The organism is Desertibaculum subflavum (genome assembly GCA_003576705.1).
GTDB classification, from domain to species: Bacteria; Pseudomonadota; Alphaproteobacteria; order Ferrovibrionales; family Ferrovibrionaceae; genus Desertibaculum; species Desertibaculum subflavum.
Window position 1 is genome coordinate 1 of the sequence record QOZS01000004.1, and the last position, 21,613, is coordinate 21,613.

Sequence of the window (21,613 nt, forward strand, 5' to 3'; positions counted from 1 at the left end):
GCCGCGGCGAAAGCGCGCTCGCCATTGCCGAGGACGCGCCGGCGGTGGCGCCGGTGCCGGCCGGCGGCGGGCAGCTGCTCCGCTGCGATGGCGGCGCCGCGCCGGCGCCGTTCGACGTGATGTTCCCGGTGCTGCATGGGCCGAACGGCGAGGACGGCACCGTGCAGGGCGCGCTCGAACTCGCCCAGGTGCCCTATGTCGGGTCGCGGGTGATGGGCTCTGCCGCGGCGATGGACAAGGACATCGCCAAGCGGCTGATGCGCGATGCCGGGCTGCCCATCGTCGCTTTCGTCAGCATGACGCGGGCCAGGCCGCTCGACTGGGCGGCGGCCGCCGCCGCGGTCGGCGAGGACATGTTCGTGAAGCCGGCCAATATGGGCTCCTCGGTCGGCGTGGCGCGGGCGCGATCGGCGGCCGAATTCGCGAGCGCCTGCGAGAACGCCTTCCGCTTCGACGACAAGATCCTGGCCGAGGCGGCGGTCGACCGCGCCCGCGAGGTGGAATGCTCGGTGCTGGAGGAAGCCGACGGCACCCTGCGCGCCTCGCTGCCGGGCGAGATCGTTCCGGCCGAGGGCCACGGCTTCTATTCCTACGACGCCAAGTACATCGATGCAGATGGGGCGGTGTTCCGCATTCCGGCCGCTATGAGCGAGGCGCAGATCGCCAATTGCCAGACGCTCGCCATCGAGGCCTTCCGGCTGCTCGCCTGCGAATCCATGGCGCGGGTCGATTTCTTCCTCGACGCGGGCCGGGACCGCCTGCTGGTCAACGAGGTGAACACGCTGCCGGGCTTCACCTCGATCAGCATGTATCCGAAGCTCTGGGAGGCCAGCGGCCTCGCGCAGCCCGAGCTGATGGACAAGCTGATCGCCCATGCGCTGGCCCGCCACGCGAAACGCGCCGGGCTCGCGCACAACCGATGAAGGTGCCGTATTTCAGCCAGTGGGAAAGCCGCGGGCTGACGCTCGATGTGTTGGAACATGGCGCGGCGGCCCTGGCCCGCGACCCGAACTGGGCCGCCTCCGGCGCGGCGACCATCGATGAATATGTGACTTGGGCCGACCAGGTCTGCGGCATGGCCTGCCTGAAGATGATCCTGGCCGCGCGCGGGGGCCGCGCCCGCCCGATCCTGGAGCTCGCCCGCGCCTGTACGGCCTATGGCGGCTACACGGTCAGCGAGGCGGGCGACATCAAGGGCCTGATCTACGCGCCCTTCGTCGAATTCGTGCGGCGCGAATTCGGCCTGGAGGCCGAGGTGGTGGTCGACATCCGGACCGGCGACATCGCCGAGGTGATGCGGCGGGCGCGCTATTTCATCGCCTCGGTGCATCCCGGCATCCGCTGGCCGGAGCGCGCGCCGCCGTCGAAGGGCGGGCATCTCGTGCTGGTGCTCGAGGCCGATGCGGACGCCATCGTGTTCCACAATCCCTCCGGCCACGACGTCGCCACGCAGGAATATGTCCGGCTGCCGCCGGCTGATTTCGACCGGTTCTTCGCCGGCCGCGGGGTGGCCGTCTACCCCTGAGCGTGGCCGCTGAGCCGGTCGCTGGCGCTCTCGATCGCCCGCTCGACCTGGGCGGAGAACAACTTGCGCGGAATGCCCGGCGGGATCGGCGGCAGGAACTCGACCACGATGGTGCCAGGATGCTTGGCGAAGCTCCGCCGGGGCCAGCACAGGCCGGAATTGGTGGCGACCGGCACCACCGGCACGTCGAGCTGGCTGTACAGCGCGGCAAGGCCCGGCTGATACGGCGCGCTGCTGCCCGGCGCGACACGGGTGCCCTGCGGGAAGATCACGATGGGCCGGCCCTCCGCCACCGCGTCGCGGCCGAGCCGGACCAGGGTCTTCAGCGCGGACGGGCCGCCGGCGCGGTCGACCGGGATCATACGCGCCTTCAGCGAGTGCTGGCCGTAGAACGGGATCCACAGCAGCTCGCGCTTCATCACGATGGCCGGATCGCCCAGCAGCGGGTGATAGACCAGCGTGTCGAAGGCCGATTGATGCTTGGCCGCGACGATGCAGCCGCCCTTCGGCAGGTTCTCGCGCCCGCGCACCTCGACCCGGATGCCGACGATCGCCTTGAGCAGCCAGATGGTGCCGCGGCCGAAGACGCGCATGCCGAGCACCGATCCCTGCCGCGGCCCGAGCAGCGCCGGGACGAACAGGATGACGAGGCCGGCGCCCCAGAGATAGAAGCAGAGCTGGAACAAGGCGGCGCGCAGCACGGCCATCTAGGCGGGATCCTCTTCCAGCCAGCGGTCCAGGCTGCCGCTGATCCAGGCCTCGACCCGGATGCGCGCCCATGCCAGCAGGTACTTCGTGTATTCGCGCGCCAGCAGATCCGCCGTGCCCGGCGACAGCCACCAGTCGTCGAGCCGCACCAGCGGCGGAAAGACCGGATGCGGCACCAGCTGGATGGCCGGCGCCTGGCGGCCGATCTCCAGCAGGCTGCGCGGCATGTGAAAGCTCGCGGTCACCACGCGCAGCGAGTCGATCTCGTGCCGGCGCGCCCATTCGGCGATCTCGATCGCATTGCCGGTCGTGTCGACGGCGGCGAAGCCGAGCTCGGTGCAGCATTCCAGCCATTGCCGCGATTCGGCCGGCGCCTGCGCGATCAGTGTCTTGCCGCTGGCCGGGTTGACGCCGGAGATCAGCATCTGCCGCGCCGCACCCGCCGCCAGCACGCCGATGCCGGCCTCAATCCGCTGCGTGCCCCCGGTCAGCACGACGATGCCGTCGGTGCGGAGCGCCGCCGGCGGCACCTCGCGCGGCAGGATGGTGGTGAACCAGACCAGGCCCGCCGCCCAGGCCAGCGCGGCAACCAAGCCGAGCGCGAGCAGCCAACGCAGCATGCGGAAGCGCGCCGGCTGGCGCCGTGTGTAGATCCGCCTCATGCGCCGAGCAGCGACGCCACCGCCGCCGCCAGATCGTCATGCACGGCGACCGGCAGCACCTCCGCCGGTATGCCGGCGGCCTGAGTTTTCCGGCCCTTGCCGGTGCGCACCAGGATGCGGCGAATGCCGGCCCGCATTGCCGCCTGCAGATCGACCAGATCGTCCCCGATCATCACCGTGTCATGCGGTCCGACGCGGAACTGGCGCATCGCCTCCTGCAGCATGCCGGGGCCGGGCTTGCGCCGGTCGCTCGCCGCCCAGGGCGGATCGGTGCAGGCCAGCAGAAGGTCGATCCGGGCGCCGGCGCGGGCCAGATGCTCGCGCAGCGTCTCGTGGATGCGCTCCAGCATGGCAGGCTGGACGATGCCGCGGCCGACCGCGCTCTGGTTGGTGCAGATTGCGACGTGGTGGCCCGCGCCGTTGAGCCGGGCCACCGCCTGGGCGGCACCCGGCAGCATGACGAGCTCGCCCGGCGACTTGACGTAGTCGTCGCGGTTCTCGTTCAGCACGCCGTCACGGTCGAGCAGCACCAGCATGTGGCTAGACCATACGCCGGAGAGCCAGCATGACGGTCAGCCGCGCGACCCAGCGGGCCAGCAGAATGGCGGCAAGGACGAAGCCCGCGAGCGCGAGCCAGCCCTGCAGCCCGAGGCCGAGCTTCGGCAGCGGCGTGGCGCCGGCGGCGCCGAACAGATCGGCCAGCAGCATGATCGCACCGAGCGCCAGCGCGGTGCCGATCACGCCGCCGATCCCGGCGAAGCGGGTCACGACCTCCTGGAACTCCGCGGCGATGAAGCCGTCCTGCGCGCCGATCAGGTGCAGAAGCTCGATCGTGTCGTGCTCGACCGCGAGCCCCGCCCGGACCGAGACGATGACGACCGCCGCCACCGCGGCGGCGATCAGGCAGACGGCCAGGAAGGCAACGGCCTGCAGGCTGCGGCCGAGCCGCACCGCCTGGTCGATCCAGTCGCGATGCGAATCGAGCCTCGCCCCCTCGGCCATGCGCGCGATCTTGGCGCCGAGCGCGCCCTGGTCGATGGCGATGGCGGGATCGAGGCGGATATCGATCAGCACCGGCAGCGGCAGATCGGCCGCGGCCGCGGCGCTGCCGAGCCAGGGCGCCAGCAAGGTGGCCACTTCCGATTGCGGCACGCGCCGGGCGGCGGCCACACCGGGCGTCGTCCGCAGCATGCCGACCACCGCGTCCACCTTGGCCCCGGCGGTGTCGGGCAGGGTCGCGGTCAGGCCGAGATCGATATTGCGCGACCAGCTTTCCACCGCACGGTCGACCGCCAGCGCCGCGGCCAGCGCCAGTAGGCCGATGAAGATCATGATGCCGATCAGCGCCGGCAGAAGCCGCGCCGCCAGGCTGCGCCGGAGCCCGAGCACCGAACGCCCCATCAGGCGGCCTCCCGCCCCGGCCGGCTGAGCTCGCCGTGGTCGAGCCGCAGCACCGGCCGCTCGGCGCTGCGGATCAGCGCCCGGTCATGCGTCGCCACCAGCACCGTGGTGCCGAGCTTGTTGAGCTCGACGAACAGGCGGAGCAAGCGCAGACCCATCTCGGCATCGACATTGCCGGTCGGTTCGTCGGCCAGCAGCAGGCTCGGCCGGCCGATCACTGCGCGGGCGATGGCGACGCGCTGCTGCTCGCCGCCCGAGAGCGTCGGCGGCCGCGCCTCCATGCGGTCGCCGAGGCCGACCCAGGTGAGGAGCTCGCGCACATGCGCCACGATCTCCTCCTCCCGCCCGCCGGCGATGCGGAGCGGCAGCGCCACGTTCTCCAGCGCGGTCAGATGCGGCAGCAGCCGGAAATCCTGGAACACGACTCCGATTCGCCGGCGCAGCACCGGCAGGCGGCGCCGCGGCAGCAATGTCGGGTCTTCGCCGAGCAGCGAGATCATGCCCCTCGTCGGCCGCTCGGCGAGATAGAGCAGCTTGAGCAGGGTGGACTTGCCGGCGCCGCTCGGCCCGGTGAGGAAATGGAACGAGCCCGGCGGCAGCTCGAACGACACGTCGCGCAGCACTTCCGGCCCCATCCCGTACCGCATGCCGACGTTCTGGAACCGCACCACGTCTCGTGCTCCTCGATGCGCCCGATACAGCGCCCCATGAAGCGCCCCACGAGGCACCCGACGAAGCGCCCTTGCCTCCCACCTGCGCGGTCCCTATACCGCTCATGGCTCCATCGCGAAAGTTGAAAGGAGTCGGGGGACGGCATGATCCTGTCTTGCTCGGCGTGCAGCACGCGTTTCCTGGTACCCGATCAGGCCCTCAGGCCCAGTGGCCGCAAGGTGAAATGCGGCAAATGCGGCAGCACGTGGTTCACGCCGCCGCCCGCGAATGCGCCGAGCCAGGCCGAGCTCGAATCGGTTCCGCCGCCGCCTGCGCCGCCGCCGCCGACCGTGGCAGCGGCGACCGAGTCGCCGCGACTCGAAGCGCCGGTCGGCGCTTCTGTCGGCCAGCCGGTCGACCCGATGAAGGCCGCGCGCGAACGCGTCGCCAACCTTCCCACCGTGAAGGAGCAGCCGGCGCGGCGCAGCTCCGACACCATCGGCTGGCTCGCGCTCGCCGCCTCGGTGATGATCGTCATCGCCGCCGCCTATCTCGGCCGTGACCGGGTGGTCAGCCTGCTGCCGGCGGCGCAGCCCTATTACGCCAAGCTCGGCATTCCGGTCTCGCTGCCGGAGCGGCTGATGGTGCGCGACGTCACCACCAAGCAGATCCGCGAGGGCGGGGACGCCGTGCTCGAAGTCACCGGCCTGATCGCCAATGAAAGCCGGCATGCCCGGCCGATGCCGCGCCTGCGCATCGCGCTGTTGAACGAGAAGCGCGAGCAGATCTTCGAATACACCTTCGCGCCGGAGGGCGTGGAGGTGCCGGGCCGCGGCGAGATCGCCTTCGCCACCAAGCTCGCCAAGCCGCCGGCCGAGGCCAAGCATCTCGACGTGACCCTGATTCCGCAGGGGTCCGAATCGACCACCCGCTAGCGAACGGCACGCCCATGTCGTCCCCAGGGCCGCTGCCGCTACCCGCCCCCAATGCCGACAGCGCCGCCTATTGGGCCGGCGCCAAGGCCGGCAAGCTGCTGCTGCAGCGCTGCCGGGATTGCGGCGCCACCTGGTTCATGTCGCGCCATCTCTGCGCCAGCTGCTGGTCCGAACAGGTCGAATCGGTCGAGGCCTCGGGCCGCGGCCGCGTGCACAGCTTCACCGTGATCCACCGCGCGCCATCGGCCGCCTTCGCCGGCCAGGTGCCCTATGTGGTGGCGCTGATCGACCTCGCCGAGGGCCCGCGCATGCTGGCCAACATCGTCGGGGCCGGCGCGCGGGAGATCGCCATCGGCGAATTGGTTCGCGTCACCTTCGAGCAGCGCGGCGACGGCGCGCTGCCCCAATTCCAGCGCGCGCCATGACCTTGCGCAACAAGGCCTGCATCGTCGGCGTCGGCGAGAGCGAGATCGGCAAGGTGCCGCATATGACCGGCCTCGGCCTCAATGCCCAGGCGGCCAAGCGGGCGCTGGACGAGGCGGGCCTCAAGCCATCCGACATCGACGGCCTGATCACCGCCTACAGCATGACCGAGCCGTATTTCATGCTGGGCAGCGTGCTGGCGGAATATCTCGGCATCCAGCCGACCTATGCCGCCTCGCTCACCGCCGGCGGCGCCTCGCCGGCGCTGATGCTGATGCATGCGGCGGATGCCATCGCCGCGGGCCGGGCGAGCTGCGTGCTGGTCACCGCGGGCGAGAACCGCGCGACGGGGCAGAGCCGCGACCAGGCGGTCGAGGCGCTCGCCGCCGTCGGCCATCCGTATTTCGAGCATCCCTACGGGCCGCTGATCCCGGGCTTCTACGCCATGATCGCCCGTCGCCACATGCATGAATACGGCACGCGGCGCGAGGACATGGCGGCCGTCGCCGTGCAGCAGCGGGCCAACGCGCTGCTGCACCCGAACGCCCATATGAAGAAGCCGATCACCACCGCCGATGTGCTGGGCGCCAAACCGATCGCCGAACCGCTCGGCCTGCTCGATTGCTGCCTGATCTCGGATGCCGGCGGGGCGCTGATCGTGATGTCGCCGGAACGGGCCAAGGACGCGAAATCCAGGCCGGTCTGGCTCTGGGGCGCCGGCGAGATCACCACGCACGAGCACATCCTGGCGGCGCCGAGCCTGACCGAGTTCGGCACCAAGCGCTCGGCGGAGATCGCCTACCGCATGGCCGGCATCGGGCCGAAGGACATCCAGTTCGCCGAGCTGTACGACTGCTTCACCATCGTGCCGATCCTCGAGGCCGAGGATGCCGGCCTGGTGCCGAAGGGCGAAGGCGGCGCCTTCTTCCGCGAGGGCCGCGCCGCGCGGGACGGCGAGCTGCCGGTCAACACCCATGGCGGCATGCTGAGCCATGCCCATGCCGGCGCCGCCGGCGGGTTGTTCGGCATCATCGAGGCGGTGCGCCAGCTGCGCGGCGAGGCCGGCGCCCGGCAGGTGAAGCGCCACGAGGTGGCCCTGGTGCACAACGAAGGCGGCATCCTGTCGCAGCACGGCACGCTGATCCTCGGCCGCGAGCGGCGCTGAGTCAGGTCCGCACGCAGGCATCCGCGTAGCTGAGGAAGTGCTCGAAATCCGGCGTGGTCGCCGTCGGGTCCTTGGCGCCCTCGTCGTAGCGGCGCAGCCGCTTGGCCGCCTCGGCGTAAGGGTCACGGTCGAAGGTGGCGACCTCCTCGGCCGACATCGGGCCGCCCTGCAATGCGAGGCTCCGCACCGAATCCGGCGAGAGCTTGGCGAAGTAGTCGCTCTCCGCTGCGCAGAGATAGCGCTTGGCCGGCACGTGCAGCCGGACCGGCTCGGCCACAGCCGGGCCGAAATGCCGGGCCAGCCAATCGGCGCCGATTTCCTCGTGGCGGTCGTCGATTCCGCGCGCGGCCGGATCCTCGCCGAACTCGTGGATCATGTGTCCGACATCGTGCAGCAGCGCCGCCAGGATCAGGGCCGGCGGCTCGCCCGCCGCCTCGGCCAGCGCCGCCGCCTGCAGGGCGTGCTGCAGCTGGCTGACCGCCGAGAGCCCGTAGCGCCGCGTGGCGCGGCCCGCATAGACCCGCAACAGTTCCTGGTGCAGATCTGTCATGACTTTGTCCCCCGCCATTCCGGTCTAGACATGCTAGGCCGACGAAATGACGGATCGATGGCAAGGTTAATACAACAATAACGAACAAAATTCGTCGGACTTGCCACTTTGGATATTAACCCCCGGCACCTAAAATGGCCCGACACGGTATGGAGGAAACGGCCATGGCTTCGACGGACGCGACCGCCGCCGAGACCCACCCGAACCGGATCGACCCCGCCTCGTGGTTCGTCCGCTGGATGCTCGGCCTGTATCTGCTGGCGCTGTTCCTCCTCCTGTTCCTGGCCTTCACCTGCGTCTGGTACAGCTGCGACGAGGCGATTTCGGGCACGCCCGATGTCCGCGAATGCAGCCTCTACGTGCTCGACTTCCGGGTCGCCGTGCGGCCGACCGTGGCGCTGGCGTTGCTGATGGCGCTGGCCGGCGGCCTCGGCAGCTTCGTGCATGCCGCGACTTCCTTCGCCACCTATGTCGGCAATGCCCGGCTGGACAGCAAATGGGGCTGGTGGTTCGTGGTCCGCACCCCGATCGCCATGGTGCTGGCGCTGCTGTTCTACTTCTTCCTGCGCGCCGGCTTCCTCGGCACCTCGACCGACCTGAACCCCTATGGCTTCATCGCCACCGGCGCCCTGGTCGGCATGTTCTCCAAGCAGGCCGCCGACAAGCTGCGCGAAGTGTTCGACACGCTGTTCCGTAGCCGCGGCGACGAGCAGCGCGCCGGCAAGCTCTCCAACCCGGTGCCCAGCATCGCCGAGACCACGCCGAAGGAGCTGAAGGTCGGCGAAGCCAAGCCGGAGCTGAAGATCCGCGGCGCCGGCTTCACCACCGCCTCCTCGCTCGAAGTCGAAGGCCAGGCCCGCAAGGGCGCCCTGAAATTCGGCGACGCGCACCACGTCACCGCGACCTTCGAGCCCGCCGACGTCGCCGCCGCGCGCAGCCTGAAGATCGTGATCGCGAATCCGGAGCCGGGCGGCGGCCGCTCGGACCCGTTCACGGTCAACGTGGTGCCGTAGTAGGGGCGAGCAGGCCGGCATAGCTCGACAGGAACTCCTCGAAGGCGGCGGCGTAGGTGTCGTAGTCCTTGGCCTCGAGCGGCAGGCAGAGCGCCATGAAGCCGCGGCGGGCGAAGCTGAGCCCGCTCTCCAGCATCTCCAGGTGGAACAGCTTGCGCGCCGCCGGCAGCGAGGTGAGGTCACCCGCACGCGCGATGGCGCCGCGCTGGAAATGCACCGCCAGCATCGAGCCGCGGCCGGTCACCTGCGCCGGCGCGTCGAGCTTCTTCGCGATGGCGTTGAGGCGGTCGCGGAAGGCATCGCCGGTCGCGTTCAGCTGCACGCAGGCCTCGGGCGTGAACACCTGGGCGAGGCCCGTGTAACCCGCCGTCATGGTCAGGACGTTGTTGTTGAAGGTGCCGGCATGCGGCAGCGCGTCGGCGCGCGTCGGGTCGAAGCGGTCCATCAGATCGGCGCGGCCGCCGAAGGCGCCGAACGAGGCGCCGCCGCCGAGATATTTGCCGAAGCTGGTGAGATCCGAATGGATGCCGAGCGCGCCTTGCAGGCCGCCGGGATGCAGGCGCGAGGTCATCACCTCGTCGAAGATCAGCACCGCGCCCGATTTCGTCGCGCCGTCGCGCAGGGCCTGGAGGAATTCCGGCGTCGCCGGGATGCAGCCGGCCGAGCCCTGCATCGGCTCGACCAGGATGGCGGCGAGATCGGCGCCCTCCTTCGCAATGAGATCCGCCGCGTGCTGGGCGTCATTGTAACGGCCGATGATGAAGGGGAACGGCGCGTTCACCGCCGCCGGCTGGCTGACGAAGTAGAAGACGGCGCCGTGATAGCCGCCATGGAACACCATCACCTTCGACCGGCCGGTGGCGACGCGGGCGAGGCTGACCGCCATCAGGTTGGCCTCGGTGCCCGAGTTGCAGAAGCGGACCCGCTCCAGGCTCGGGAAGCGGCTCACCATCAGGTCGGCGAAGCGCACTTCCATCTCGCCCGGCGCGCCGAAGGAGAGGCCGCCGTCGAGCGCCGCCTTCAGCGCGCCGATCAGCACGGGATGCGAGTGGCCGTACAGGCCGGCCGTGTACTCGCCAAGGAAGTCGGCATAGTCGTGGCCGTCGAGATCGGTGATGCGGGCGCCCTGCCCGGACCGGATCGCGAGCGGAAACGGGTCGTAGTGCAGGGTCGTCCGCGTGTTGCCGCCCGGCATGGCGGCGCGCGCCGCCTCGAACCGCGCGCGGCTCAATGGATTGGCGGCGACATACTTCGCTTCCGCCGCCGCCACGGCGTCGTCGAGCGTGGCGTTGCGCTTCAATGCGGCCGACATGGGCGATCTCCCGTTTTCCCCGCCGCGGCTTGAACCTTCGCCGCCGCGTCCCGATTTAGAGGGGTAATGCCATAATCCTGCCCCCGCAGGCCCGTACACGCCATCCCCCGCCATCGCCGAGGTGCCCCGACATGGCCGCAGGCCAGGACCCGCTGCTCGATCCCGCCCCGCCCAAGCGCCGCCTCTGGCTGCCCGGGCGCGCGGCCTGGAAGGGGATCCTGGTCGCCATCCTGGTTCTGGTCGTGATCGGCACCCCGGTCGGCATGCTGGTGACCCACAAGATCGACGACGATCCCGGCTTCGGCGTGGAAGAGGCGAACATGCCGCCGGCGGCGAGCCGCGCCATCGCCATGGCGGCGGCGCTGATCGACCGCGAGGTCAACGTCAACCGCTGGGTCGCCAACGACCCCTGGTTCCTGCCCGGCCATTGGCTGGACAACATGCCGAACTTCCAGATGGGCATGGTCGCCGCCATCGCGCGCTTCACGGTGGAGATGCGCGACCAGGTCGGCCGCGAGCGCGGCACCAGCCAGGACGATGTCGACCTGCGCGAGGCGGCCGGCCGGCTGCAATTCCCCGGCGACAAGTGGATCATCGACCTTGCCACCTCGCCCTGGCCGCAGGCCACCAGCGAGGAGCATTACCGCACCGCGCGCCGCCATCTGCTCAACTACAACGCCCGCCTCAGCGACGGCCGGGCGATCTTCGAGCGGCGCGGCGACAGCCTGCTCGCGCTGATGGATCGCCTCGCGCTCGACCTCGGCTCGTCCTCCGCCGTGCTCGACCAGCGGATCAATGCCGAAAGCGGCAACCCGTTCGACAGCCGCGCCGACGACATCTTCTATTCGATCAAGGGCCAAGCCTATGGCTACCTCCTGATCCTGCGCGAACTGCAGAAGGATTTCGGCCCGCTGATCAAGGACCGCGGCATCGAGCCGATCTGGAACAACATGCTGGCCTCGCTCCGGCATGTCGCCGAGATGGACCCGCTGGTGGTGCTGAACGGCCAGCCAGACGGCATCCTGTTCCCGAGCCACCTCGCATCCCAGGGCTTCTACATCCTGCGCGCCCGCCAGCAGATGCGCGAAGTCAGCAACATCCTGCTGAAGTAGCGGCAGCATCACTCGTGCCTTGGCGCCGCGGCGCGGCGCAGGCGGTCGTTGATGGCGTGGCCGAGGCCGTGCTGGGGGATCGGCATCACGGCGATGGCGGCGATATCGGCGCGGTCGAGCGCGCGGAGATGAGCGTAGAGGTTGGCCGCGGCCTCTTCCAGATTGCCCGAAGCGCTAAGGTTCAGCACCAGCTTCGCACCGGCTGGCACGTCGGGCCCGAAGGCGAGCAGCGCTTCGTCGGCGCGCGGCGCCGTCACGTTCAGCCGCACCGGGCAGTGCGGCGCGTAGTGGCTGGCCAGCATGCCGGGCGCGGCAACGATCCCCGCTGCCGGCTCGTCGAGCGGGCCGATCAGGGCCTCGATCGCCTCGCGCGGCACGCCGCCGGGACGGAGCAGAACAGGCCGTTCGCCGGCAAGGCCGACGATGGTGCTCTCCACGCCCACCTGGGTCGGGCCGCCGTCGAGGATGACCGCGACCTTGTCGCCCAAGGTCTCGGCAACGTGCTGCGCGGTGGTGGCGGAGACGCGGCCGGAGACATTGGCGCTCGGCGCCGCGAGCGGCAGGCCTGAGGCTAGGAGCAACGCCAGCGCCACCGGATGCGAAGGCACACGGAGCGCCACGGTCGGCAGTCCGGCGGTGGCGCGGGGCGACAGCGGCACGGCCTCGGCACGCGGCACCACGAGGGTCAGCGGCCCGGGCCAGAAGGCGCTCGCGAGCCGCTGCGCCCGAGCGTCGAACCGGCCGAAGCGCATCGCCGCCTGGGCGTCCGGCAGATGCACGATCAGCGGGTTGTGCGAGGGGCGGCCCTTCGCCGCGTAGATCGCGGCGACGGCGGCATCCGACCCGGCATCGGCGCCGAGGCCGTAGACAGTCTCGGTCGGGAAGGCGACCAGCCGGCCGGCCCGCAGCGCGTCGGCGGCGGCTTCGATGGCGTCGGGGCGATCGGCGGGGAGGATGGCGGCCGGCATGGCCGCGCAAGCTACCCCGCGCGGCGCTGCTTCGTCTCGGTTTCGATGGCGGCCATGTAGGCGTCGCGCAGCGCGTCGATCTCGCGGCGGATGCCGTCGAGATCCTGCTCGATCCGGCCGGCCAGGGCGGCCCGGTCGGCGGTCGGGGCCAGCCAGTCCTGCATCAGCGGCAGCATGGCCTTGTAGGCGGCGCGGCGGCGCGGGTCGTTGTCGCGGGCAAGCTCTTCCAGCTTGCCGAGCAAGAGGTCCAGCCCGCGATCGATGGTGCCCATATGCCGGTCTCCGGCCAGGCCGCCGCGCATCTTTGGCGGCGTTTCCCGGCAAGGTTGGCAATCTGCGGCCGTCAGCGTAAATCCTCCGTAAACTAGCGCCCTGATCTGACCGGGAGATGACGCGATGGCGGATTACCGCGCACCGCTGAAGGAAATCCGTTTCACCCTGGAGCACGTGGCCGACCTTGGCGGCCTGGCCAAGCTGCCGGGCTGCGAGAGCGCCGAGCCGGACCTGGTCGCCGCGGTTCTGGAGGAAGCGGGGAAATTCGCCGAGGGCGTGCTGGCGCCGACCAACAAGGCGGGCGACCACGAGGGCGCGCGCTTCGAGAACGGCGTGGTGCGCACGGCGCCGGGCTTCGCGGCGGCCTACAAGCAGTTCTCGGAAGGCGGCTGGAACGGCGTGCCGTTCGATCCGGATTTCGGCGGCGGCGGGCTGCCCTGGGCGATCTCCATCGCCGTGCAGGAAATGATGACCTCGGCCAACATGGCGTTCTGCCTCTGCCCGCTGCTCACCCAGGGCGCGGTGGAGATGATCTCGCATCACGGCACGGCGGAACAGAAGGCGACCTATCTCGCCAACATGGTGACCGGCAAGTGGACCGGCACGATGAACCTGACCGAGCCGCAGGCGGGATCGGATGTCGGCGCGTTGCGCAGCAAGGCCGAGCCGAACGGCGACGGCAGCTACCGGATCACCGGGCAGAAGATCTTCATCACCTATGGCGAGCACGACATGGCCGAGAACATCGTCCATCTCGTGCTGGCACGCCTGCCCGGCGCGCCGGGCGGCACGCGCGGCATCTCCTGCTTCATCGTGCCCAAGTTCCTGGTCAATGCGGACGGCAGCCTCGGCGCCCATAACGATCTCCGCTGCGTCTCCATCGAGGAGAAGCTCGGCATCCACGGCAGCCCGACCTGCGTGATGTCGTTCGGCGACCAGGGCGGCGCCACGGGCTGGCTGATCGGCGAAGAGAACAAGGGCATGCGCTCGATGTTCACCATGATGAACAACGCGCGGCTCTCGGTCGGCTTGCAGGGGCTGGCCATCGCCGAGCGCAGCTACCAGCAGGCGGTCGCCTTCGCGCGCGAGCGGCGGCAGGGCTCGCCGCCGCGCGGCGGCGCGAATGCCACCATCGTCGAGCATCCCGACGTGCGGCGCATGCTGCTGCTGATGCGCTCGCAGATCGAGGCGATGCGCGGGCTGATCTATCTGAACGCGGAATCGATCGACCGCGCGCATCACCATCCCGACGAGGCCGAGCGGGCGAAGGCGCAGGCGCTGGTCGAGCTGCTGACGCCGGTCTCCAAGGGCTGGTCGACCGATCTCGGCGTCGAGCTCACCTCGATCGGCGTGCAGGTGCATGGCGGCATGGGCTTCATCGAGGAGACCGGCGCCGCGCAGCATTTCCGCGACAGCCGCATCGCGCCGATCTACGAAGGCACCAACGGCATCCAGGCGCTGGACCTGGTGATGCGCAAGCTGCCGCTGGAAGGCGGGCAGACGGTGCGCCGCTTCATCGGCGAGATGAAGGCGCTCGACGAACAGCTCGGCGAGGCCAAGGGCCCGGCCTTCGCCGCCTTGCGCGGCAATCTGGAGACCGCCATCGCGGCGCTGGAGATGGCGACCGACTGGCTCGCCGAGGCGAGCGCCGGCGACCCCGCCGCCGCGGCGGCCGGTGCGACGCCGTACCTGCGCATGTTCGGCATCACCGCCGGCGGCTATCTGATCGCCAAGGGCGCGCTCGCCGCCGCGAAGCTCAAGGCCGAGGGCCACGACCCCGCCTTCCACGACGCCAAGATCGCCACCGCGCGATTCTATGCCGAGCAGGTGCTGCCCCAGGCCGCGGCGCTCGGCGGCCCGGTGATGGCGGGGACGGAGGCGATCTACGCGATACCCGCGGAGCTTTTGTCGGCGTAGGCACGGCAGCCGGTACGCCACGGCCCCCTCACCCTTCGAGACGCGCTGCGCGCTCCTCAGGATGAGGTGACCGAATGAGACCATCGAAATAGCCCTCGTCCTGAGGAGCAGCCGAAGGCTGCGTCTCGAAGGGCGAGGGCGGCCCCGCCGCGCGCGCCTCTTCCCCCAGCGCCGCCGCGCTCGCGGCGCGGAACTCGGCGAAGAAGGCGAGCAGGCCCTCCTGGTGGTCGGGGTCGAGCAGGAAGAAGTCGCGCAGCATGGGGATGACGAGGTCGTAGAGCATGCCCTTGCGCTCGTGCGGCGGCATCGCGGCGTAATCCGGCGGCACGTAGTCGCCGCGGCGGGGCTTGCGGGCATAGAAACCGAGGGCGCGGCCGATCGCCTGCTGCGCCGAGACCGCCGTGGCGATCAGACCCTCGTCCTCGGCGCGCTGGCGGAGCCGCCAGAGCCGCTCCGCATGGGCGCCGAGCGGGTCGAAGTCCTCGGCTACCGCTGCGCGCGGCAGATCCGTTCCGCGGCAGAGCCGTTCCGCGGCGCGCGCCGGCAGCACGCGGAGATCGCCGCGCGCGGCCTCGACCAGGCCGAGCCCGGCGAGCTCGGCCGTCGCCTTGCGCACGCCGCGGGTGGTGAGGCCGAGGCGGGAGGCCAGACGCGCGCTCCAGGCGAGGTGATGGTCGTCCTCGCCATCCGCCGCGTCCAGCGCGTCCTCGATCTCGTCGAGCAGCAGTTCCAGCATGGTGTGGCGCGAAGCGGGGGCGAGCGCGCGGTCGTCGTTCAGCCGGTCGAGCAGGTCGAGGCGGGCGGCGAACCAGGCATCGTCGCGCGCCGCGTCGCCGGCGGGCCGGGCGCTCATTGCAGCCGCTTCGCCGCTGCCTCGGCGGCGCGGTTCTCGCGGATCAGGGTTTCCGACTTGTCGCAGAAGGCGTTGATGATCGGCGCGTAATGCGGGTCGGCCGCATAGCTGCGCAGCAGCGCGTCGCGCGCAGCTTCGAGATAGCGGCGCTTCTTCTCCTCGGCCGGCCACTCGTCGTAATCCGTCTTCGGCGGGCGCGGCGGCGAAGGTGGACGGGCCAGGCCATAGGCGCGGCCGATGGCGCGCTCGGCCCGCACGGCGGTGGCGATGCGCCCCGCGGCGACGGCGCGGTCGCGCAGCCGGCCCAGCATCTCGACATGCTCCTCGAAGGTGAGCGGCGCGCGGGCAGCATCGAGGAAGGCGCGTTCGCGCGCGAGATCGGGCCGGGCGGCGGGGTCGGTGGGCGGCGGCTGGTTCAGCCGGAACGGCTCGCCGGTCCGGCGGAAGGTGAGGTGGCCGGCGGTGACGAGGTCGGCGATCGCCTGGCGCACCGTGCGCTCGGCCAGGCCAAGCTTGGCCGCCAGCGCCGCCACCGGCGGCGGATCGGGCAGGACGAAGGGATCGTCGGCGGCGAGGCTCAGCGCCACCAGCACCTGCTTGGCGGAGGGCGTGAGGTCGCGGTCACGGATGGCGCGCAGGACGTGGCGGCGGCGGATGCGGAAGGAGTGTTCGGAGAGGTAGGGTTGATAGGGCGTTTCGCGGGACATTAGTCGGGACCGTTCAACAATTTATTGTATTATACAATATTTGCGGAGGATGCGCAAGCCTGACCGCGCTTGCGTGCTCCAAAATCTCCTATATGTTCACGGGAGAAACATGCGTATAGCTCTCGGATCAGGTCCACAGGCAGCAGGGTATGGCCACCACGCCTGTCGATCTCTACCGCCTGGGCAATGCGGCCGGCGCGCGACTCGACAGGCCGCGGCCGGGCAAGGACGTGATCCAGTACCTGCGGAATGACGCGTTCTGGGTCCGGAGTCGCTCCGGCGGCGTCTCTACAACGGCGAACCGGCCCTCCGGGCCGGGAATCTGGTGGCGGCTTCCTGCCGGCGCGGCCTACGACGAAGGCGTGCTCTTCGTCTGGAATGACCACGGCAATCACTGGTCATGGGAGCCAGCCTTCGACATGCCGTGGACCGACTTTGTCGAGGCATTGGTCCAGGCAAACCGCCTTTTTATTCGCGCTTGACGGACCCCTGCCCTATCTTGGTGCACCATGAAGCTTTCGGCGAAGGCACAACGCTACGTTGAAGCGGCGATCGTCAATCAAGGCGACGCGCGCGCCGTGCGGCTCTGGCGCGAATTCGTGGAATCGGGGGCGGCTCGGATCCCGCTTACCTTGCTTCCCCTGGTGATCGCGGCGCTGGAAGCAGAGCTGGCTTCATTGCGCGAACAGATCGCGCAATTCGGACCGGACAGCGACGAACACGCAGATCTCGCCAACGACCTGCATTTCGTGCAGGCGATCGGTGAAGATCTGGCGAAGCAATCCTCGGCAACGACGAGCAAGGCGCAGGCGGTTTAGATCGGCTGGCCGTTGGTGGAGAACCGCAAAAGGGCTGTAGGGGCGCCGGGCAGCAGATGCTAACGCGTTCGTTGCAGGTGTTCCTGCTTCTGGTGCTGCTGACGACCGTCGGCGCGGCGGTCTGGCATTTCTTCCGAGTTGATCGTTGCCTTGATGCCGGTGGCCGATGGAATGACGAGCGGAGCGCATGCGAAGGCGCCCGCGTCGAAAATGAAGCGCCTCGTTCGTAGCGGCGTCCGCTACTCCGCCTTGTGACACACCGCTTCGACATTGTGCCCATCCGGGCTGAGCACGAAGGCGCCGTAATAGTTCGGGTGGTAGTGCGGGCGGAGGCCGGGGGCGCCGTTGTCGGTGCCGCCGGCTGAGAGCGCGGCGCGGTGGAAGGCATCCACCGTCTTGCGGTCGGGCGCGGCGAAGGCGACGTGCAGCGGGCCCTTGAGGGCCGAGCTGCCGGTGCCGATCCAGAAATAGGGCTTGCCGCCGGAGCCGTAGCCGAGCTGGGTCGAGCCGCCGGTCCGTTCCGGCGTCACTTCCATCAGCATGGCGATGCCGAGCGGCGCCAGCGCCTGGTCGTAGAAGGCGCGGCTGCGGGCGAGATCGGTGACGATGAAGCCGATGTGGTCGAGCATGCCGCTTCCCTCCTTCGTCTCAGGCGATTTCCCATAGCGCGAGCAGCCGCTCGAGACGGCGCTCGACGGAATCGAGATCCTCCAGCCGCACCACCGGGCAGGGGACGTGCTTGAGCCAGAGGTCGTGGCGGGCGCGGCTGCGCATGGTGTGGTCGCCATCATCGTACTCGGCGGCCCAGCGCAGAAAGGCCCGGCTGTGCGCGTGCATCGCGCCGCCCGGATCGATCGCGGCGCCGTAGCGGGCGCGCTCGCGCGCCTCCAATCGTCGCAGGCGCTCATCCGTCGGCACGGCGAGGAAGATCACCGTCTGGAAGCGGCGCATCAGCGGATCGCCCCAGCCGGCGAGCGAGCCGGAGAGCACCCAGCCTTGCTTGCGCGCGTCGAGCGCGGCTTCGAGCTGGGTCAGGCGCTCCGGCATCGGCCGCGCCGCCTGATAGGGCGGGTCGGCCGGCAGCCAGTAGAAATCGTCGGTGTCGAGATGGGCGAGGCCGAGCCGTTCGGCCAGCGCGCGGCCGAGCGTCGTCGTGCCCGAGCCGGCGGCGCCGGTCAGATGCAGGCGGCGCGGCGCAGTGGCGCTCGATTGGGCGAAGAGCGGGTTCGGCATGGCCGCGATCATCCCCGGGATGCGGCTGGCGGCGATGCGACTACCTGTCACGTCCGCGTGACGTCACGCAAGCGTGGATTGAGCGGCGGCATGCTTTTCCCCGATAAGGCAAGCGCACCTTTTCGGGGAGGCTGCACATGACCATGAAATTGTGGACGGCGCCGCGCCTCGCGGCGCTGGGCTTGAGCCTGGGCGCCGGCGCGGCGCTGGCGGCGGCGGGCAACGAGATCAAGGTGTCGATGGTCGGCTCGACCTATGCGCCGGGTGAGGTGAAGGCCAAGGTCGGCGACACGCTGGTCTTCTCCAACGACGACTTCACGACGCACTGGGTCTATGTGCCGACGCAAGGCTATCAGGTCAGCCGCGCCGAGCTGAAGGAGGGCGAGACGTTCAAGCTGAGCTTGCGCCGGGCCGGCAGCTTCCGCGTCGCCTGCGGCCTGCACGAGAACATGGTCATGACCGTCACGGTCGCGAATTGAAGGGGGCATCCATGCGCATGCACAGAATGGCTCTGGCGGCCGGCGCGCTCGTGCTTGGCCTCGCGCTTCCGACCCTGGCGGGCCCGGAGCGGATCGTGTTCCCGAAGGATTACGCGAGCGCCTATGTGCCGCTCGGCGCCGTCGACCGCTACGACAGCAAGATGATCCGCAGCGTCTTCATCAACCCCGAGGCCTATAAGAGCTATCAGGCGGGCAAGCCGCTGCCGGACGGCACCGTGCTGGTGCTGGAGCAGCGCCCGGCCAAGCTCGGCGCCGACGGCCAGCCCGAGCTCGACGCGCAAGGGCGGTTCCAGCCGGGCGGCGCGCCCGGCTTCATCGGCATGCAGGCGAAGAAGGCCGGCTGGGGCGCCGACGTGCCGGCGGCGCTGCGCAACGGCGACTGGGAATATGCCGCCTTCAAGCCGGACGGCACGCTCAACCCGGCGGTCAAGCTCGAGCCCTGCTTCGGCTGCCACCAGCCGCGCGGCGCCGAGGACCACACCTTCATCGGCTGGCGGGTGATGAACGACCTTAGGGCGGCGGGGAAGTAACGGGCGTTACTACTCTTACGTCATGGCCGGGCCCAGTTCTGAGTTCGAGATCTGGCCGGCCATCCACGTCTATGGCCAGTGCTGCGGAGAGCCGTGGATGACCGGGACAAGCCCGGTCATGACGCACTTGGTTGCGATTTTCGCCAGGCCCTCAGCGCACGTAGACGTGCACTTCGTTGGTCGGGGTCTGGGTGCTGGTGGTGGAAGAGAGCGAGATGCGGCCGGCCGGCAGGCCCATATCGGTGAGGGTGCGCAGCACGCGCTCGGCGTTGCGGCGCGACTGGTTCTGGTTCAGCGCGGCCTGGCCGGTATTGGCGCCCTGGTTGGAAGCGATGGCGACGAGGTCGAACTGCGCCTGCGGGCGGCGCTCCAGCGCCTTGGCGACGGCGGTGTAGAGCGCCTGCTGATAGGGCGGGTTCGGCTGGTCGAAGCGGATCACCACCAGCGGCTGGCGGCCATCCGGCGCGATCACCGCCGCGCGCCCGCCGCCGACCACGGCCGGGCCGGCGCCCGGATCGCCGACCGCGCGATAGGCGCGGTTGGCGAGGGAGCCGCCATAGAGCTCGCCGTTCTTGATCGAGAGCGACAGCGCGGTGAGGTTGGCGCGCTCGTTGCCGACATAGGTGGTCTGGCGCGAGATGTCTTCCGACAGCTCGTTGAGCTGGCGGTCGATCAGCACCACCGCCTTGTTGACCTGGTCCTCCAGGATGGCGATCTGGCGGTGATCCTCGTCGATCGCGCCGGAGAGCGTGTAGGTCGCCCGCGCGGCGTCGAGCAGATAGGCGGCGAGCGCCGAATCGGCGGCCACTTCGTTCGCCAGGCTGTTCATCGCCGCGATGTCGGTGGAGATGCGGTCGAGATCGGCCTGGGCCTGGTTCCATTGCTGCACCAGCACCGGGTTGCCCGGCGTGGTGCCGAGCTGCAGCCGGGTGGTGATGGCGGCGACGGTGCCGTGATAGCGCTGCGAGTTCTCGGTGGTCGCGTTGCGGATCAGCTGCAGCTGGGCCGAGCGCTGGTTGACCACGCCTTCGAGCTGGCCGAGCTCGCTCCTGAGCTGCTGCACCTTCTGGCCGACATAGGTGCCGGTCGGCTGCAGGCCGGCGGCCGGCGAAGGCGCGGGCGGCGGCGCGGCGACCTGCGCGGTCTGTACCGGTGCCGAAGCGGGCGGCGGGGCGGCCTGGGCAGGCGGCGCCGGCGGCGCATCGCCGGAGACACTCGGCCACAGCACGTCGGAAGCGAAGGAACAGCCCCCGAGCAGCACCGCAATCAGGAAGAGAGAAGCCGTGGAGCCGCGTAGAGCCATGCGCAACCGTTCTGTCCTATCTCGCTCCCGGGACGCGGCGCGCGCGAGGCGACGCCACGGCCGCGCCGGCCCAACGCGATTACGTCCGAGCCCCCCTTTGCGAGGCGCGCATATTAGCCACACCGGCGAAGCAGCCACAAGGTAGTTCGCGCGTTCATAAGATGTCGTTAATGGCGATTTCCCCGCCCCTGTCGCATGTTGGTGACAAGTTAACCAATTTGATCGACATTCTGACAACACAGTCGATTCGCCCCGAGTCGCGGCCCGAGTCGCCGGGCGGCCAGAACGGGCGAGCAGGAGGAGTCCGAAGCCGATGCAGCCGATGAACGGGGCCGTGGTGCAGCGCCTGTACGATCTGATCGTCAGCCGCCGCGGCGTCGATCCGGAGCGGTCTTACGTCGCCCGCCTGTTCCAGAAGGGCCGGCCGAAAATGGCCCAGAAGGTGGGCGAAGAGGCCGTCGAGGTCTCGATCGCGGCCATGCAGCACGACCACGACCACATGGTGAGCGAGAGCGCCGACCTGCTGTTCCATCTGCTGGTGCTGTGGGCCGATGCCGGCATCCGCCCGTCCGAGGTCTGGGCCGAGCTCGAGCGCCGCGAAGGCACGTCGGGCGTCGACGAGAAGAAGCAGCGCGTCGCCTAGAGGCGCCTCTCGATCTAGACTGGCCGGGACAAGTCCCGGAGCGGTTCATGGCCTACGATTCGAACAATGTCTTCGCGCGCATCCTGCGCGGCGAGCTGCCGTGCAAGAAGGTGCATGAGACGGCGCACAGCCTCGCCTTCCACGACATCAATCCGCTGGCGCCGACCCATGTGCTGGTGATCCCGAAGGGCGCCTACGAAAGCCTGGCGGACTTCACCGCCAAGGCGACCGATGCCGAGCTTGCCGACTTCACCCGCGCCATCGGCGAGGTGGCGCGCATGGTGGGCGCCGAGCCGGGCGGCTATCGCATCCTGGCCAATAGCGGGACGGATGCGAACCAGGAAGTGCCGCACCTGCATGTGCACGTATTCGCCGGCCGCAATCTGGGGCCGATGCTGAAGCGGGCCTGAC

The 21,613-nt window shown here is 69.9% G+C and carries 28 protein-coding genes; 14 read left to right on the forward strand and 14 right to left on the reverse strand.

Annotation, left to right across the window (positions count from 1 at the left end; all coding sequences use genetic code 11):
- Window positions 1–923, forward strand: a 923-nt coding sequence (locus DT074_RS02940) for a D-alanine--D-alanine ligase family protein (RefSeq protein ID WP_162914579.1), incomplete at its 5' end; no start/stop codon positions are given.
- Window positions 920–1,525 carry a cysteine peptidase family C39 domain-containing protein gene (locus DT074_RS02945; RefSeq protein WP_119418318.1) on the forward strand — a complete coding sequence of 202 codons (606 nt, stop codon included), beginning with the start codon at window positions 920–922 and terminating at the stop codon, window positions 1,523–1,525. The genes DT074_RS02940 and DT074_RS02945, both read left to right, overlap by 4 nt.
- On the opposite strand, the gene DT074_RS02950 is transcribed toward DT074_RS02945, so the two are convergent.
- Genes DT074_RS02950 through ftsE form a run of 5 tightly spaced genes read right to left on the reverse strand, consistent with a single transcriptional unit; the run spans window position 1,516 to window position 4,967 of the window.
- Window positions 1,516–2,232 (reverse strand): lysophospholipid acyltransferase family protein, encoded by a 717-nt coding sequence (locus DT074_RS02950; protein ID WP_119418319.1) that lies wholly within the window; start codon window positions 2,230–2,232, stop codon window positions 1,516–1,518. The two genes, DT074_RS02945 and DT074_RS02950, sit on opposite strands and share 10 nt — an antisense overlap.
- Window positions 2,233–2,895, reverse strand: a complete 663-nt coding sequence (locus DT074_RS02955) for a YdcF family protein (protein WP_119418320.1) — start codon at window positions 2,893–2,895, stop codon at window positions 2,233–2,235. It abuts the gene before it with no gap.
- On the reverse strand, window positions 2,892–3,431 hold the full coding sequence (locus DT074_RS02960; RefSeq protein WP_119418321.1) for a D-glycero-alpha-D-manno-heptose-1,7-bisphosphate 7-phosphatase: 540 nt from the start codon (window positions 3,429–3,431) through the stop codon (window positions 2,892–2,894). Before DT074_RS02960 ends, DT074_RS02955 begins: the two co-directional genes overlap by 4 nt.
- 4 nt (window positions 3,432–3,435) lie before the next feature.
- Window positions 3,436–4,296, reverse strand: coding sequence for a cell division protein FtsX (locus DT074_RS02965; RefSeq protein WP_162914580.1), 861 nt, complete (start codon window positions 4,294–4,296; stop codon window positions 3,436–3,438).
- Complete coding sequence (gene ftsE, locus DT074_RS02970) at window positions 4,296–4,967, reverse strand: cell division ATP-binding protein FtsE (protein ID WP_119418323.1); 672 nt, start codon at window positions 4,965–4,967, stop codon at window positions 4,296–4,298. The genes DT074_RS02965 and ftsE overlap by 1 nt, the downstream gene beginning before the upstream one ends.
- 144 nt (window positions 4,968–5,111) lie before the next feature.
- Here ftsE and DT074_RS02975 point away from each other — a divergent pair, with 144 nt between their 5' ends.
- The 3 genes from DT074_RS02975 to DT074_RS02985 are packed head-to-tail and all read left to right on the forward strand — an operon-like array spanning window position 5,112 to window position 7,470.
- Window positions 5,112–5,882 carry a zinc-ribbon domain-containing protein gene (locus DT074_RS02975; protein ID WP_119418469.1) on the forward strand — a complete coding sequence of 257 codons (771 nt, stop codon included), beginning with the start codon at window positions 5,112–5,114 and terminating at the stop codon, window positions 5,880–5,882.
- Window positions 5,883–5,896: 14 nt separating this feature from the next.
- On the forward strand, window positions 5,897–6,307 hold the full coding sequence (locus DT074_RS02980) for a Zn-ribbon domain-containing OB-fold protein (RefSeq protein ID WP_119418324.1): 411 nt from the start codon (window positions 5,897–5,899) through the stop codon (window positions 6,305–6,307).
- Window positions 6,304–7,470, forward strand: a complete 1,167-nt coding sequence (locus DT074_RS02985; RefSeq protein ID WP_119418325.1) for a thiolase family protein — start codon at window positions 6,304–6,306, stop codon at window positions 7,468–7,470. Before DT074_RS02980 ends, DT074_RS02985 begins: the two co-directional genes overlap by 4 nt.
- Window position 7,471: 1 nt before the next feature.
- Here the strand turns inward: DT074_RS02985 and DT074_RS02990 are convergent, their stop codons facing one another.
- Window positions 7,472–8,020, reverse strand: a complete 549-nt coding sequence (locus DT074_RS02990; protein ID WP_119418470.1) for a phosphonate degradation HD-domain oxygenase — start codon at window positions 8,018–8,020, stop codon at window positions 7,472–7,474.
- Between the two features lie 164 nt (window positions 8,021–8,184).
- Between DT074_RS02990 and DT074_RS02995 the strand changes: the two genes are divergently transcribed.
- The gene (locus tag DT074_RS02995; protein ID WP_162914581.1) at window positions 8,185–9,033 is read left to right on the forward strand and encodes a choice-of-anchor Z repeating domain-containing protein; all 849 of its coding nucleotides are present in this window, start codon (window positions 8,185–8,187) and stop codon (window positions 9,031–9,033) included.
- Here the strand turns inward: DT074_RS02995 and DT074_RS03000 are convergent.
- Window positions 9,017–10,345, reverse strand: a complete 1,329-nt coding sequence (locus DT074_RS03000; protein WP_119418327.1) for an aspartate aminotransferase family protein — start codon at window positions 10,343–10,345, stop codon at window positions 9,017–9,019. The genes DT074_RS02995 and DT074_RS03000 overlap by 17 nt on opposite strands.
- A 131-nt stretch (window positions 10,346–10,476) precedes the next feature.
- Here DT074_RS03000 and DT074_RS03005 point away from each other — a divergent pair, with 131 nt between their 5' ends.
- Window positions 10,477–11,457 (forward strand): DUF2333 family protein, encoded by a 981-nt coding sequence (locus tag DT074_RS03005; protein WP_119418328.1) that lies wholly within the window; start codon window positions 10,477–10,479, stop codon window positions 11,455–11,457.
- Window positions 11,458–11,465: 8 nt separating this feature from the next.
- Here the strand turns inward: DT074_RS03005 and DT074_RS03010 are convergent, their stop codons facing one another.
- Window positions 11,466–12,425 carry an L-threonylcarbamoyladenylate synthase gene (locus tag DT074_RS03010; RefSeq protein WP_119418329.1) on the reverse strand — a complete coding sequence of 320 codons (960 nt, stop codon included), beginning with the start codon at window positions 12,423–12,425 and terminating at the stop codon, window positions 11,466–11,468.
- Between the two features lie 11 nt (window positions 12,426–12,436).
- The gene (locus DT074_RS03015; protein WP_162914582.1) at window positions 12,437–12,697 is read right to left on the reverse strand and encodes a hypothetical protein; all 261 of its coding nucleotides are present in this window, start codon (window positions 12,695–12,697) and stop codon (window positions 12,437–12,439) included.
- Window positions 12,698–12,821: 124 nt separating this feature from the next.
- Between DT074_RS03015 and DT074_RS03020 the strand changes: the two genes are divergently transcribed.
- On the forward strand, window positions 12,822–14,615 hold the full coding sequence (locus DT074_RS03020; RefSeq protein WP_119418331.1) for an acyl-CoA dehydrogenase: 1,794 nt from the start codon (window positions 12,822–12,824) through the stop codon (window positions 14,613–14,615).
- A gap of 28 nt (window positions 14,616–14,643) precedes the next feature.
- On the opposite strand, the gene DT074_RS03025 is transcribed toward DT074_RS03020, so the two are convergent.
- Together DT074_RS03025 and DT074_RS03030 are read right to left on the reverse strand one after the other, a co-directional pair.
- Window positions 14,644–15,468 (reverse strand): hypothetical protein, encoded by an 825-nt coding sequence (locus tag DT074_RS03025; RefSeq protein WP_119418332.1) that lies wholly within the window; start codon window positions 15,466–15,468, stop codon window positions 14,644–14,646.
- On the reverse strand, window positions 15,465–16,175 hold the full coding sequence (locus DT074_RS03030) for a hypothetical protein (RefSeq protein ID WP_119418333.1): 711 nt from the start codon (window positions 16,173–16,175) through the stop codon (window positions 15,465–15,467). The genes DT074_RS03025 and DT074_RS03030 overlap by 4 nt, the downstream gene beginning before the upstream one ends.
- 149 nt (window positions 16,176–16,324) lie before the next feature.
- Here DT074_RS03030 and DT074_RS03035 point away from each other — a divergent pair, with 149 nt between their 5' ends.
- Window positions 16,325–16,657, forward strand: a complete 333-nt coding sequence (locus DT074_RS03035) for a hypothetical protein (protein ID WP_119418334.1) — start codon at window positions 16,325–16,327, stop codon at window positions 16,655–16,657.
- 27 nt (window positions 16,658–16,684) lie between these two features.
- A complete protein-coding gene (locus tag DT074_RS03040; RefSeq protein ID WP_119418335.1) occupies window positions 16,685–16,993 on the forward strand; it encodes a hypothetical protein in 309 nt (102 codons plus the stop codon).
- 239 nt (window positions 16,994–17,232) lie between these two features.
- On the opposite strand, the gene DT074_RS03045 is transcribed toward DT074_RS03040, so the two are convergent.
- Together DT074_RS03045 and DT074_RS03050 are read right to left on the reverse strand one after the other, a co-directional pair.
- Complete coding sequence (locus DT074_RS03045; protein ID WP_119418336.1) at window positions 17,233–17,622, reverse strand: VOC family protein; 390 nt, start codon at window positions 17,620–17,622, stop codon at window positions 17,233–17,235.
- Window positions 17,623–17,641: 19 nt separating this feature from the next.
- Window positions 17,642–18,226: an AAA family ATPase gene (locus DT074_RS03050; protein WP_119418471.1), complete on the reverse strand. Its 585-nt coding sequence runs from the start codon at window positions 18,224–18,226 to the stop codon at window positions 17,642–17,644.
- A gap of 137 nt (window positions 18,227–18,363) precedes the next feature.
- On the opposite strand from DT074_RS03050, the gene DT074_RS03055 reads away from it, so the two are divergent.
- Entirely contained in the window at window positions 18,364–18,705 is a 342-nt protein-coding gene (locus DT074_RS03055) for a cupredoxin domain-containing protein (protein ID WP_119418337.1), read from the forward strand.
- A gap of 11 nt (window positions 18,706–18,716) precedes the next feature.
- Window positions 18,717–19,256: a cytochrome P460 family protein gene (locus DT074_RS03060; RefSeq protein WP_119418338.1), complete on the forward strand. Its 540-nt coding sequence runs from the start codon at window positions 18,717–18,719 to the stop codon at window positions 19,254–19,256.
- 151 nt (window positions 19,257–19,407) lie between these two features.
- Here the strand turns inward: DT074_RS03060 and DT074_RS03065 are convergent, their stop codons facing one another.
- Window positions 19,408–20,559, reverse strand: a complete 1,152-nt coding sequence (locus DT074_RS03065; RefSeq protein ID WP_119418339.1) for an OmpA family protein — start codon at window positions 20,557–20,559, stop codon at window positions 19,408–19,410.
- A 322-nt stretch (window positions 20,560–20,881) separates the two neighbouring features.
- Here DT074_RS03065 and DT074_RS03070 point away from each other — a divergent pair, with 322 nt between their 5' ends.
- Complete coding sequence (locus DT074_RS03070; RefSeq protein WP_119418472.1) at window positions 20,882–21,202, forward strand: phosphoribosyl-ATP diphosphatase; 321 nt, start codon at window positions 20,882–20,884, stop codon at window positions 21,200–21,202.
- 47 nt (window positions 21,203–21,249) lie between these two features.
- Entirely contained in the window at window positions 21,250–21,612 is a 363-nt protein-coding gene (locus DT074_RS03075; protein ID WP_119418340.1) for a histidine triad nucleotide-binding protein, read from the forward strand.
- Window position 21,613 lies beyond the last annotated feature (1 nt).

Coding starts and splice junctions, on each gene's coding strand:
- DT074_RS03070 (WP_119418472.1), top strand. CDS start 20,882: ATGAACGGGGCCGTGGTGCAGCGCCTGTACGATCTGATCGTCAGCCGC.
- DT074_RS03000 (WP_119418327.1), bottom strand. CDS start 10,345: ATGTCGGCCGCATTGAAGCGCAACGCCACGCTCGACGACGCCGTGGCG.
- DT074_RS02965 (WP_162914580.1), bottom strand. CDS start 4,296: ATGGGGCGTTCGGTGCTCGGGCTCCGGCGCAGCCTGGCGGCGCGGCTT.
- DT074_RS02995 (WP_162914581.1), top strand. CDS start 8,185: ATGGCTTCGACGGACGCGACCGCCGCCGAGACCCACCCGAACCGGATC.
- DT074_RS02960 (WP_119418321.1), bottom strand. CDS start 3,431: ATGCTGGTGCTGCTCGACCGTGACGGCGTGCTGAACGAGAACCGCGAC.
- DT074_RS03055 (WP_119418337.1), top strand. CDS start 18,364: ATGACCATGAAATTGTGGACGGCGCCGCGCCTCGCGGCGCTGGGCTTG.
- DT074_RS03025 (WP_119418332.1), bottom strand. CDS start 15,468: ATGAGCGCCCGGCCCGCCGGCGACGCGGCGCGCGACGATGCCTGGTTC.
- DT074_RS03035 (WP_119418334.1), top strand. CDS start 16,325: ATGGCCACCACGCCTGTCGATCTCTACCGCCTGGGCAATGCGGCCGGC.
- DT074_RS03045 (WP_119418336.1), bottom strand. CDS start 17,622: ATGCTCGACCACATCGGCTTCATCGTCACCGATCTCGCCCGCAGCCGC.
- DT074_RS02945 (WP_119418318.1), top strand. CDS start 920: ATGAAGGTGCCGTATTTCAGCCAGTGGGAAAGCCGCGGGCTGACGCTC.
- DT074_RS03060 (WP_119418338.1), top strand. CDS start 18,717: ATGCGCATGCACAGAATGGCTCTGGCGGCCGGCGCGCTCGTGCTTGGC.
- DT074_RS02985 (WP_119418325.1), top strand. CDS start 6,304: ATGACCTTGCGCAACAAGGCCTGCATCGTCGGCGTCGGCGAGAGCGAG.
- DT074_RS02975 (WP_119418469.1), top strand. CDS start 5,112: ATGATCCTGTCTTGCTCGGCGTGCAGCACGCGTTTCCTGGTACCCGAT.
- DT074_RS03005 (WP_119418328.1), top strand. CDS start 10,477: ATGGCCGCAGGCCAGGACCCGCTGCTCGATCCCGCCCCGCCCAAGCGC.
- DT074_RS03065 (WP_119418339.1), bottom strand. CDS start 20,559: ATGGCTCTACGCGGCTCCACGGCTTCTCTCTTCCTGATTGCGGTGCTG.
- DT074_RS03050 (WP_119418471.1), bottom strand. CDS start 18,226: ATGCCGAACCCGCTCTTCGCCCAATCGAGCGCCACTGCGCCGCGCCGC.
- DT074_RS03040 (WP_119418335.1), top strand. CDS start 16,685: ATGAAGCTTTCGGCGAAGGCACAACGCTACGTTGAAGCGGCGATCGTC.
- DT074_RS02955 (WP_119418320.1), bottom strand. CDS start 2,895: ATGAGGCGGATCTACACACGGCGCCAGCCGGCGCGCTTCCGCATGCTG.
- DT074_RS03075 (WP_119418340.1), top strand. CDS start 21,250: ATGGCCTACGATTCGAACAATGTCTTCGCGCGCATCCTGCGCGGCGAG.
- DT074_RS03010 (WP_119418329.1), bottom strand. CDS start 12,425: ATGCCGGCCGCCATCCTCCCCGCCGATCGCCCCGACGCCATCGAAGCC.
- DT074_RS02990 (WP_119418470.1), bottom strand. CDS start 8,020: ATGACAGATCTGCACCAGGAACTGTTGCGGGTCTATGCGGGCCGCGCC.
- DT074_RS03020 (WP_119418331.1), top strand. CDS start 12,822: ATGGCGGATTACCGCGCACCGCTGAAGGAAATCCGTTTCACCCTGGAG.
- DT074_RS03030 (WP_119418333.1), bottom strand. CDS start 16,175: ATGTCCCGCGAAACGCCCTATCAACCCTACCTCTCCGAACACTCCTTC.
- DT074_RS03015 (WP_162914582.1), bottom strand. CDS start 12,697: ATGGGCACCATCGATCGCGGGCTGGACCTCTTGCTCGGCAAGCTGGAA.
- DT074_RS02950 (WP_119418319.1), bottom strand. CDS start 2,232: ATGGCCGTGCTGCGCGCCGCCTTGTTCCAGCTCTGCTTCTATCTCTGG.
- DT074_RS02980 (WP_119418324.1), top strand. CDS start 5,897: ATGTCGTCCCCAGGGCCGCTGCCGCTACCCGCCCCCAATGCCGACAGC.